We start from the raw sequence: 11,736 nt of genomic DNA, 5'->3' as shown, positions 1-11,736 counted from the left end.
AAAACTGAAAATGGTGCACAGATATATGCAGTTATTAGATCAGTAACAGATACCTGTATTAAGAATGGTCAAAATATTTTCGCTGCTTTTAAAACTATTGCTGTTTTAAAGGCTGAATAGTTACAAATATTTAAAGAATTTTATGTAATTTGGAAACTGATTTGTGATTACAACCCCAGCTTTTAAATGAATGCAAAAATAAAAATTATAATTGTTGAAGACAATGTAATAATTGCCGACGATTTAAAATACACTTTAGAAAACCTTGGCTATTTAGTAGTTAACTGCTCGATTTCTTTTGAGGACGCGATTTCTTTTTTAGAAAAAAACACGATAGATTTAGCTTTTTTAGACATCAGTCTTTCTACTAAAAAAACGGGTATTGATTTAGCCAACCATATAAACGAGCGTGTAAAAATTCCTTTTATTTATTTAACTTCAAATGATGACGACGCCACGATTAGTTTGGCTGCTAAAACGAAACCAAACGGGTATTTAGTAAAACCTTTTAATGCTAATAATTTAAAGGCATCGATTGAAATTGCAATCAAAAATTACGTCTCTTTGCATAAAAATTTAAAAGAAGATTTTATTTTTGTAAAAAAGAACAGCCTATATCAAAGGGTTTTTATTAATGATATTTCTTACATAAAATCCGACAATATTTATTTAGAATTGCATTGCGCTAATCATACAGAGTACCTTTTAAGATCTACTTTAAAAAGTTTTATTAAAAAATTGCCAGATTATTTTATTCAGTGTCACAAATCTTATGTCGTAAATCTCCATGGTGTAACGGCTTTTTTTAATAAATCTCTTGTGATAAGTGATCAAGAAGTTCCTATTTCTTCTCAATTTAAAAATTCTGTTAAAAATTTTATGGAAAAAAATAAATGAAATTCCTTAAATTTTTAGCTCTTTTATTATGTGTTCTTAATTCCTTTTCTCAAGATAAAGAGAAAGATTCTATTGAGCTTACTAGTTTTTTTAATGAAAAAACCTACAACAGTAAAAAAGCAAGACTTTTTAAAAGTATTTTAGAAAATAATTCATCTACCACAACTACGGAAGAATGGATTCTATTTTTTAAAAATGAAGAGACGAAAAATAAAAATAATTTTTCAGAACTTTTTCATGTAATTAAATGTCAATCATTACTCTTCATTCATGAAAAAGCTTATGATAAAAGTAATGAGATACTATATAGATTCTATTATACCTATAAAAATGTTGCAAATAAAAATGACCTTTGTAACTTATTAAATATTCTAACCAAGAATTGTATTCAATTAAATAAACAATCAGAATTACTTATTATTAATAAAGAGCAGTTAGAGGTATGCCCTACAAGTGCATCCTTTTATGAATTGTATTCTAAAATTGGACTCGCAGATTTAGCAATCAAAAACTACAAAAAAAAGGTTTCCTTTAAGAAAAATGGAACGGGTTTTAAATATGGTAAAGATTTAAACAATATTGGAGTCCTTTATAAAAGAGATCATAAATATGATTCTGCTTTTTATTATTTCAATAAATCCTTAATTATATTCAGAGAAGCAAAGCAAAAAAATCTAAAAGAAAATAAAAAATTATTAGACTTTTGGATAAGTTTGGTGAAAGGAAATTTGGGCAAATGTTACCTAGAATATAAAAATTACGATACTGCTATTGAATTATTTATTGCCGAAGAAAAAGAAGCTAAACGATGGTTTAAAGACAAAGTATGGCCTTATGAAGATGATTATTTTAGAGATATTGCCAAATGTTTTTTAAACACGGGTAAACTTGATTTGGCCAAAAAGTACATAGACAGTTTATTTTTAAAGAAAAACATCTATTTGTATAGCAAGTTAAAAGCAGACTATTTTGACGCTACAAAAAAATATGACTCTGCAAATTACTATAATAAATTATTTATAAAAATAGCAGACTCTATTGCGCTAGAAAACAAACGAGAATCGAATAAAAGCATTTTAAAACTAATAGACTTTCAAGAAAAACTAGTTGCTCAAGAATTTGAAATAAAAGAAGACAATAAACTTCATCAAAAAGAATTAATCATTAATGCACTTATTTTAATATTTTTAATCTTACTGATTATCATACTTTGCTTTTTAATTTATAAAAAAAAATAATCAAAAAGAAATTATACAAAAACAAAATAAAGCTATTAAAAGTTCTCTATTAGAAAAAAATGTACTGTTAGCTGAATTGCATCATAGTGTAAAAAATAATTTTCAACTAATGATCAGTATTTTGAATCTTCAATTGCAAAAAATAAGCAATGACCAGTTTAAAGCCACTTTTCAATATAGTATTAACAGAGTTACTACAATTGCTCGGGTTCATGACAAATTACTAAAAAGTAAAAACTTAAACAAAATAGCTGTTCATGATTATATTGTAAATATTATTGATGACTTAAAAATTATTTACACTAGTTTGTATGCCATAGATATGCAAATTAATGTAGATAAAAATATATGTATGGATATGGATCAAACACAGGCATTGGGATTAATTATAAATGAGCTAATCACAAACTCTAATAAATATGCTTTTACCAAAGAAGCTAATAATATTATTAATCTGACGATTAAAAATAAAGAAGATCTTATTTGTTTTGAGTATTCAGATAATGGGGTTGGTTTTAATATGGATACTGTAAATAAAAAAGATTTTATCGGCATCACACTCATACAACGATTGGCTAACCAATTAGGAACCCAAGCTACGATTACTTCTAAAACAGGAATGCATATTTCATTCTCTTTTAAAAGTAAACTTAAAGTTTAGAACCTCTTACACAACATTATTTTCATTGTTCACAACATTAATTATTTCAAACGAATAAAAAACACTAGATTTAATTAATCAGCTTTGTTACTTGTTTATTCCCCCCAAATAAACATTTAAATCAGGGCTCATTTTTTTTTAAAACTAGATAAAAGTACCTAAAGTTTTATGCTTTTAAATTTGAGTTTTGCATCAAATATTCCTAAAAAAGTAGCCGCTAAAAGCACAAACTTTATAAAACTAACGCAGTATTGTACACTTTTTTTAAGTCAAAAAATTGCTGAACTAAACGGCGATTTTTAAATAAGTCTTTTTGATTTTACAAAAAACACAAACCCAAAAAGTCTCGAAGCATTGCTTCGAGACTTTTTTCGAAATTAAAAGGGTTTCAAATGAGCCTTTTTATTTTAATTTATTTAAAATAATTTCTATTGCTTTATCTAATTGTGGAGAATTATTTTGCAATCTTTCTTTAAAATCTTTACCAACATACACATCTGGCGAAACACCGGTTAATTCTAAATCTTTACCATCTAAAGAATAACAACCCCAAGCGGGTAATCTATAATAAGAACCATCTACCAAAGATTTTCCTGTAGTAAAAATAATCCATCGGTACGTTTCTGTTCCAACAATGGTTCCTAAACCTAACTCTTTAAAACCTGCTGCTGTCATTTCGGCATCAGAAAGAGATTGTTCATTAATCAACAAAACAATAGGTTTGTTACCGTAATTAAAATTAGATTGACTCGCTAATTCACCTTCTCTATATTTCCAGTTTAAATATTGCTTTTGCTGTAAAAATTTTAAAACATCATCGTGTACATTTCCTCCCGTGTTATATCTTAAATCTAAAATCAACCCTTTTTTGGAGGCCTCAGTACTCATTAAGTCTTCGTAAAACCTGGTCAGTTCTTCAGATCCCATATTTTTCATATGCACATAAGCAATCTCATTCTTTGTCTTTTCGTCCACATATTTTTGATTTTCATCTTGCCACTCATCATATAACAACCCAATCATATTGCCTGGATCAGTGGTATGAACATACGTACTAAACTCCTTTTTATTTCTAGAGAAAGTCAGTTTAATCTCATCCTTAAATTCAGGATTTATAAAATACGATTCTCTATTATTATTGGTGTCGATAGCTATTCCATTTACAGCAATTAAAACATCACCTTTTAGAATATCTTTCCCTTTTACATCTACCGGACTTTCAGAAACAATTCTTTCCACTTGATATGGATTGTCATTATCAAACAAAATTCCTGTAGCCAACGTTTTTGTTCCATAATAAATATCTTCTTCAGAGCCATTAGATCTAAACCCGGTATGAGAAGTATTTAATTCTCCTAACATATCACTAAAAATCAATCTTAAATCTGCTCTGTTGTTAATATATGGTAAAAAACCTGCATACTGATCTCTTAACTTTTGCCAGTTTTGTCCGTGAAAATTTTCATCATAATAATTCTCTTCCATACCTGCCCAAGCCTCAAAATACATTTGCTGAAACTCGTTCGCTAAATTTTTATTAAATTTAAAATCTACAGTAAGCGCCTTTAGTTTATTTGTCTTTAAATTTAAAGAATGCACAACGCCACTTGCCAAAATATAATAGTTGTTTTTTGCCGTTACATATTGATATTTTGAAATTTCTTTATCTCCTAAACTAACTGTTTTATTCTTCTCAAAATCTTCTATTGTCGTTTTCCATAATTTGTTTTTACCCTCATCATGATTCGATAGATACAAAACATGCGTTTTGTCACCAGCTGTTATTACTGAAATATTTTCTTGACCTCCAAACATGGGGCTAATTCTAGTTAATCTATCCATTAAACCTTGGGGATTTATCTGAACATTTACAGTTTCTTTCTTTTTGCTTTTTTCGGTTGTATCCTTTTTAATGAACAATTCTTGAACCTTATCCATTTTAAAGGGCTTCTCGTAGCTATCTAAAGCCATTTGATACACTTTTGACTGTCCTTTTCCTCCTCTAGGAAAATTTGGAGCCGTTCTTTCTGAAGAAAAATAAATATATTTTCCGTTTTCAGACCACGTAGGTTCAAACTCTGAAACCTTTGTATTTGTTAGATTCATGGTCTTTTTTGAAGCGAGATTATAAACGAATATATCTGTCTCAAAATCTCTGTGGGCATTGTAAACAATATATTCTCCGTCAGGAGAAAAATAGGGATTGGCGTTGTTAAATCCCCAAAGCTCATCTTTTACGACTAAATCACTTTTAAAAGTATTTAAATCTATAATATAAATTTCATTTCTACCTCTTAAATACACCCCTTTTGTCATTTCTTTATCAAAAGTAATTTGCCTATTATTCATCTCGTTTTTGGTAAGCTGTTTTTTAGAGTTTACATCAGTAACATCTACCGTAAACCAATTATAATAACCATTATAAGATCTAGAATATATTACAGAAGCATTATCTTTTAACCATTTCACCTCTTTTACAGCCTCTGTATTTTCTGTAGAAATCTCTTTTACAAATTTCCCTGCTACATCAGAAACAAATAATCTTCCTCTAGAAACAAATGCCATTTTTTTTCCGTCAGGAGAAACATCAAAAAAGGTGATTTTACCTTTTACATTGTATGCTTTATTTTTAGCAATTGTAGAATGATGATTGCTATTTAAGGTTACTTTTTTAGACAATTGAGAAGCAACGTCATACACATATATTTGATAGTCTTTTCTAAAAACCACTTTCTCTCCATTCGCACTCACTTTCGGCCACATAATAGAAGTGTCAAAATCTGTCAATCTTTTTTTAGCTCCGTTTTTAAACGTATATAAGTTATATTCTCCGTTATATTCATCAGATTTAAAGTACACTTTACCGTTTTTATCAATAGTTGCTCCAAAATCTTTACCTCTATAAGAAGTATGTTTTGTGAATTTTTTAGACGCTATATTGTAAGATTTTATATCAGGATTGTAATCGCCTTTATATCTTTTTCTATTGGCATTTCTGGCACTTTCTTCAGATTCATTAAAATAGATATCCTTTGTTATAGGATGTTGTACTGCGTTATGCACGGTATTAAAAAAATGTGTGAATGTTCTTTTAGGAGTGCCACCATCAATAGAAACTGTATAGTTTGTTCTTCTATTATATCTATTAGAAGTAAAGTTAATCGTTTTACTATCCCAATTCCAAGATGCAACTTCATCATTACTTTGATAAAAAGTAAGTTGCTTTATCTCTCCTCCTTCTAAAGGCATAATGTACACATCGTAATTGCCATATTGATTGCTAGAAAAAGCCAACCATTTTCCTTTAGGCGAAACACTTGGAGCCGTTTCTGTACCATCCATTGCGGTTACTCTAAAAGCAGTTCCGCCATCGGCATTTACCTTCCATAAATCACCTTGATAACTATAAATCACCTCAGTGCCGTTGGGTGTTAATGTAGGTTTTAAAGTAAAATGAACATCGCCTTTTTGAGAAAAAAGAGTACACGATAAAAAGAAGAAACACAGTTTAAATATCGTTTTCATGAGTATAAATTTTAATTAGTTTATAAATGTAGGCTATTAAACCGTTAAACCATCTAGTCAGCTGCTTAAACAGGTAAAACCCTTAAAAACCCACGAATTCTAATTCCGTGAACACGAATTCTAATACAGCCAAAATATACCTTGTATTCAGTTTTACATTTACAGTGTATAACAGTAAAAAATAAAAATTATGAAAACCGTATTTAGAAATTCAGTATTTGCAACAGCCTTTATTTTAACATCAAGTCTTTTTATAAATTGTGATCAAACAACCACAATTAAAGAAAATAAAATGGCTACAATAGCAGTAGAATCTTCGTTAGATTATACTGTAAAACAAGAAGTTATTACCAGAAATCCACTAGTATTTATTACAGGTTTCGATAAAGGAGAAGAACATTATTATGAGACTGCAAGATCCTTTTTTGAAGAAAAAGAATTTGAAATTGTAGAAGATCAATATTCAATAGAAGAGATTATTAATTGGTTAAATAGAAATGTCTCTGAAAATCCTTATGGTGAAATTCATATTGTAAATAAGAGCAATCCGTTTAAAGGAATGTCTTTAGAAACTGTTGTAAAAGGCGAAAAAGTTACCGCACAAACGTTAAGAAAAAACATTACCATGGGTACTTTACCAATTTTACAAGAAAGTGTAAATGCGAATTCTAAAATTATTTTTCATGCTAACGGTTTGGGAGAGAATAAGGAGTTAATGAAAGCTTTTAAAGATGCATTTTGCGCAGATGAATTGCCGAACGTTATTGCATCTCCTTACTATTCTATTTTTAATGGCGAGTTCTCAAATCATTATTTAGCAAAACCCCATTATGTATTTTATCCTACTGCGCACTCTCCAGGTAAAGTAGATTTATCAAAAGAAATTGCAAGAAAATATCCCCAAGAAAAAGATATCAATTGGTATGACACGCTAAATAATGAGTACGAAAGATTTGTAGGAGAAGCTTATACAACGCAATTTGAAATTCCTATAAAATTTGAATTAGATTACCATAATTCAGATAATGAAGTTCCGACTTTTGAAAATCAAGAAGAAATCATCAATTTTATAGAACAACAAGAACTTTTATTTGCAGAAGTTGAAGAATTAAACATCCCTATTGCAAAGTATAGATGGACCTATAGAATGAAGAATAGCACTTTAATAATTACAGGGAAATCTACAGGTTTAGTAGTCTTAAAACCCTTAATTAAGCCTTATGGCGAATTACAATACATACAACCGGATACAAATAACAAACGTTTGTATGCTTTGAAATAAGTGAGAAAGAAAAGTAGTTTTTACAAACGTCATGATACAAATTATACAATCATGACGTTTTAATTAGTAAGTTTGTTTATGTCTATTTTTAAGAAAATAAGTTTCTTTTGCATACTGATTATCGGTATAAAAATGTTTGCACAACAAACCAGTATCAAAAATATTTCTGTTGATGCTAGTTTGCCTAGCAACCTTATTTATGAGGTTGTACAAGACAAAATTGGGTATTTATGGATTGCCACCGAGAAAGGTTTGCTAATGTTTGATGGTGACGATTTTACACAGATCAACCAACTAAAAACAACAACCTTATTGGTTCAAAACAGTATTATTTATGCAGGTTTAGAAAACGGATTGTTTATTAAAAATAAATCGAAAGAGCAATTTATTAAATCTAAAAAAGTAGTAAAAATAGTTTCTTTTGATGATGAAATTTTTGTTGCTACCACAGAAGGTTTGTACAATTTAAAACAAAATAATCTGCAACCAATTAAAATAAATACAACGATAGATTTTTCTGTTATTAACGATCTTATTTTTTGTAAAAATGCTATTTATATCGCCTCTAATAAAGGGTTATGGATCGTAGATAATTTATTAAAACCTAAAACTATCAATAGAATAATAACCAAAAATATTATTTCTTTAGAAAAATTTCAAGAAAAAGTCATTGCAGCAACCCTACAAAATGGTCTTTTTTTAATAGCAGGAAATGCAATTGAAAAAGAGATTTCTACGCTAAAAAATATAACGGTAGTAAAAAAATTAAAAAATGAAATTTGGGTTACTTCAAAAACAGACGGAATAGAGGTTTTTGTGCTTCCTTCCTTTACGTTTAAACAAAAAATAAACAAGTATAATTCCTTACCTACAAACGCAATCAATAACGTGTTTAAAGACAATCAAAACACTACGTGGCTTGCTACAAATGATGGTTTGTATAAAATAAGTGCGATTAATTTTCTAATTGAACCGAATCTAAAGCCAACAATTTACTTTGAAAACTTGCAAGTAAATCATCAAAATAGAGACGCTGTATTGTTTGATAAAAACGTAAAATTTTTACATGCAGATAACAATATTTCTATCACTTTTAAATCTGTTGATATTTCAAATCCTAAAAAAATAAGATACCGGTATCAATTAGCGGATGGTTTTTCTCCTTGGTCTAAAAATAATACGGTTCAATTTGCGAATTTATCAGCTGACAATTACAAATTTCAAGTACAATCTAAAATAGCAAATAGAAAAAGTGCCATCAAATCTTTTTCATTTACAGTTGATGCTCCTTTTTATAAAAAAGCCTGGTTTATTTTTACCGTTATAATCTCGTTATTATTGATTGGTTATTTCTCTTTAGATTATTACTTAAGACAGCTGAACAAAAGCCATGAAAAAAGAATAGATACCTTAAAATTACAGAATCGTTTATTGTCTTTAGAGCAAAAAGCGTTGCAATTACAAATGAATCCGCATTTTATATTTAATGTTTTAAACGGAATTAAAGCACTCGGAAATGCTGGTAAAATAAATGATTTAAATAGCACAATTTCTAAATTTTCAGTTTTATTAAGAGGTATTTTACAGAACTCAAGAAAAGAAGAAATTACACTGCATGAAGAAATTCATTTGTTAAAAAATTATATAGAATTAGAGCAAAGAATGAGTTCAAAAAATTTCACTTACAGTATACATAAAAGTTTAAACAATATTGATGCCAATGAAATTTTAATTCCGACCATGTTACTGCAACCATTTGTAGAAAACTGTGTGCAACACGCATTCCAGAATAACACTTTAGGACAAATGACGATTAATTTTGAAGTAAAACACCATTTTTTAAACTGCACTGTTATCGATAATGGCATCGGAATTCTTGAATCTAAAAGACGAAAAGAAAACTCAAATCATACCTCTGTTGCTTTAAAAGTATCCAAAGAAAGATTGCACATACTGTCTCCTAAAAGTGCTTTTTCTGTTAAAGAAATAGTAACAGAAAATGAAATTAAAGGCACAGAAGTAAGTTTTAAAATTCCGTTAAAAACAGATTATTAAACCTATTCATAAAAATATAATTGAAGCAAAACCATTTAGGAATCAAATAAGAAAATTCTTTTAATATTGCGCTGTTAAGCGTCGGGGAAATAAAAACAATATCTTACTAGATATTGAAACAATGTCGGCGCCTAAAGCGATATTAGCGGGTCTGCCCGAAAGATTCAACTTACAATTTTGAATTCATAGTTTAACTATTTTCAAAATTGAATTTCACTAATTTAAAAACTATCAAAAAATGAATACTTTAACATCAATTGTAGTAGATGACATTCCAGAAGCATTAGAAATGTTGTGCAATGATATTGAGAGAAATCATCCAGAAATTGAAATTATAGGAAAAGCAACAAGTGTAATTTCAGCTGCAAAATTATTGCAAAAAAAGCATCCAGATATTTTGTTTTTAGATATTATGTTGGGCGATGGTACAGGTTTTGATATGCTAGAAATTGTACCCAACTTACAATCAAAAATAATATTTGTAACTGCTAGCGATGAATATGCTATTAAAGCTTTTAAATTTGCTGCAATTGATTATATTTTAAAACCCTATTCTAATGAAGATTTAGCGAACGCTATTAAAAAAGCGAAAGAACAAATACAGCCAAATAAAGAACAACTTTCTGTATTGCAAGAATCGATAAAAAATCCCTATAGAATTGCACAAAAAATATCTTTACATACATCAGAAAAAATTATTGTTGTACAACTTTCAGAGATTATAAGATGCAAGTCAGATAATAATTACACCACTTTTCATTTAGAAAGTGGACAAAAAATATTGGTTTCTAAAACCTTAAAGTATTATGCAGATATGCTAAAAGAACACCAATTTTTAAGGGTACACCAAAGCCATTTAATCAACACAAAATACATTAAGGAGTTTATAAAATCTGATGGAGGTTACCTCACTTTAAAAGATAAAACTAGTGTACCAGTTTCTGTGAGAAAAAGAAATGAAGTGATAGAAGCCTTAAATAATTTAAAATAAACAAGAGCAACTAAAGATGATCAACTTAAAATTATACTTGATAAAAATTTAAGCCCACAAAAAAAGTCTTTTCATATCTGAAAAGACTTTGTATTTTGGGTGGAAGACGGGATTCGAACCCGCGACCCTCGGTACCACAAACCGATACTCTAACCAACTGAGCTACAACCACCATATAATTTCGGGTGCAAATATACTTATTTTTTCTTCTTTAAAACATAAAAATTTAAATTAATTTATCTAAACTTTCTACTGCCACATAACGTTCTGAAGTATAACCTTCTGCATAATCAACACCAATTAATCTTCCGAGCTCTTTTCCTCGGTTACTTATGCTCTCTTTAAAATTCTTAGTTGTGATTGGTGTTTCTGGTTCTTTACTTGTAGGGTCATAGAATTGAGAAGAATAGGCTAAAATAGCATCTGTTTTTACGTCCATAAAGCCGGTAACATTCACAACAAAATCAGGTTCTATATTTTTCCATTGTATATAATGGTACACTTGTTTTGGTCGCCATTTTTCTTGACTCTTGCCTTCCAATTCTGTTTCTATTTTCATTAATCCGCTTAAAAAACAGGCGTCAGAGACTAATTGACTTCCTTTTGCATGATCTATATGTCTATCATCAATAGCATTGCACAGCACTATTTCTGGTTGATACTTGCGAATCATTTTTATAATTTCTATTTGATGCTTTTTATCATTTGTAAAAAAACCATCTGCAAAACGTAAATTTTCACGAACAGAAACTCCTAGTATCTTTGCGGCATTTGCAGCTTCAATATCTCGCAAATCAGCAGAACCTCTTGTACCCAGCTCTCCGCGTGTTAAATCTACAATCCCTACTTTTTTTCCTAAAGAAATTTCTTTAGCAATAGTTGCTCCACAACTCAACTCTACATCATCTGGATGCGCTCCAAAAGCTAATATATCTAATTTCATAATTTGTTTAAAAAGTTTTGAGGTAAGTAGTTAAGAACATATGATTTTTGCTTGATATATTTTATCTGCTTTGACCATTCTTACTATTAAATTATTAAAGATATTTTTTTTGCTTTGAGAACGGTTAATTCGATAACAAAACTC

The 11,736-nt window shown here is 29.1% G+C and carries 8 protein-coding genes, 1 tRNA gene and 1 pseudogene; 6 read left to right on the top strand and 4 right to left on the bottom strand.

Annotated features, from left to right (window positions below; genetic code table 11):
• Positions 1-186: 186 nt before the first annotated feature.
• The 3 genes from ES044_RS17270 to ES044_RS17260 all read left to right on the top strand — a co-directional run bounded on the left by ES044_RS17270 (position 187) and on the right by ES044_RS17260 (position 2,796).
• A complete protein-coding gene (locus ES044_RS17270) occupies positions 187-897 on the top strand; it encodes a response regulator (RefSeq protein WP_147119549.1) in 711 nt (236 codons plus the stop codon).
• Positions 894-2,135: a tetratricopeptide repeat protein gene (locus ES044_RS17265; protein ID WP_147119548.1), complete on the top strand. Its 1,242-nt coding sequence runs from the start codon at positions 894-896 to the stop codon at positions 2,133-2,135. Before ES044_RS17270 ends, ES044_RS17265 begins: the two co-directional genes overlap by 4 nt.
• Positions 2,136-2,211: 76 nt before the next feature.
• A complete protein-coding gene (locus ES044_RS17260; protein WP_223269198.1) occupies positions 2,212-2,796 on the top strand; it encodes a sensor histidine kinase in 585 nt (194 codons plus the stop codon).
• Between the two features lie 402 nt (positions 2,797-3,198).
• Here ES044_RS17260 and ES044_RS17255 read toward each other — a convergent pair whose 3' ends face one another.
• Positions 3,199-6,321 carry a S41 family peptidase gene (locus tag ES044_RS17255; RefSeq protein WP_147187439.1) on the bottom strand — a complete coding sequence of 1,041 codons (3,123 nt, stop codon included), beginning with the start codon at positions 6,319-6,321 and terminating at the stop codon, positions 3,199-3,201.
• A gap of 190 nt (positions 6,322-6,511) precedes the next feature.
• Between ES044_RS17255 and ES044_RS17250 the strand changes: the two genes are divergently transcribed.
• The 3 genes from ES044_RS17250 (at position 6,512) to ES044_RS17240 (ending at position 10,649) form a co-directional block, all read left to right on the top strand.
• Entirely contained in the window at positions 6,512-7,603 is a 1,092-nt protein-coding gene (locus ES044_RS17250; RefSeq protein WP_147119545.1) for a hypothetical protein, read from the top strand.
• Positions 7,604-7,735: 132 nt separating this feature from the next.
• Positions 7,736-9,658 carry a sensor histidine kinase gene (locus ES044_RS17245; protein WP_190311511.1) on the top strand — a complete coding sequence of 641 codons (1,923 nt, stop codon included), beginning with the start codon at positions 7,736-7,738 and terminating at the stop codon, positions 9,656-9,658.
• A gap of 238 nt (positions 9,659-9,896) precedes the next feature.
• A complete protein-coding gene (locus tag ES044_RS17240; protein ID WP_147119543.1) occupies positions 9,897-10,649 on the top strand; it encodes a LytR/AlgR family response regulator transcription factor in 753 nt (250 codons plus the stop codon).
• 97 nt (positions 10,650-10,746) lie between these two features.
• Here ES044_RS17240 and ES044_RS17235 read toward each other — a convergent pair.
• The 3 genes and pseudogenes from ES044_RS17235 to ES044_RS17225 all read right to left on the bottom strand — a co-directional run.
• A tRNA-His gene (locus ES044_RS17235) sits at positions 10,747-10,822 on the bottom strand.
• 53 nt (positions 10,823-10,875) lie between these two features.
• Positions 10,876-11,592 carry a bacillithiol biosynthesis deacetylase BshB1 gene (gene bshB1 / locus ES044_RS17230; protein WP_147119542.1) on the bottom strand — a complete coding sequence of 239 codons (717 nt, stop codon included), beginning with the start codon at positions 11,590-11,592 and terminating at the stop codon, positions 10,876-10,878.
• 30 nt (positions 11,593-11,622) lie between these two features.
• Positions 11,623-11,736 (bottom strand): annotated as a pseudogene (locus tag ES044_RS17225) (IS1595 family transposase); the annotation flags it as partial.

Source organism: Polaribacter sp. IC066, assembly GCF_007997085.1.
Taxonomy (GTDB): domain Bacteria; phylum Bacteroidota; class Bacteroidia; order Flavobacteriales; family Flavobacteriaceae; genus Polaribacter.
This window is presented reverse-complemented; position numbering and strand designations above follow the sequence as displayed.

Coding starts and splice junctions, on each gene's coding strand:
- ES044_RS17245 (WP_190311511.1), top strand. CDS start 7,736: ATGTTTGCACAACAAACCAGTATCAAAAATATTTCTGTTGATGCTAGT.
- ES044_RS17240 (WP_147119543.1), top strand. CDS start 9,897: ATGAATACTTTAACATCAATTGTAGTAGATGACATTCCAGAAGCATTA.
- ES044_RS17250 (WP_147119545.1), top strand. CDS start 6,512: ATGAAAACCGTATTTAGAAATTCAGTATTTGCAACAGCCTTTATTTTA.
- bshB1 (WP_147119542.1), bottom strand. CDS start 11,592: ATGAAATTAGATATATTAGCTTTTGGAGCGCATCCAGATGATGTAGAG.
- ES044_RS17265 (WP_147119548.1), top strand. CDS start 894: ATGAAATTCCTTAAATTTTTAGCTCTTTTATTATGTGTTCTTAATTCC.
- ES044_RS17255 (WP_147187439.1), bottom strand. CDS start 6,321: ATGAAAACGATATTTAAACTGTGTTTCTTCTTTTTATCGTGTACTCTT.
- ES044_RS17270 (WP_147119549.1), top strand. CDS start 187: ATGAATGCAAAAATAAAAATTATAATTGTTGAAGACAATGTAATAATT.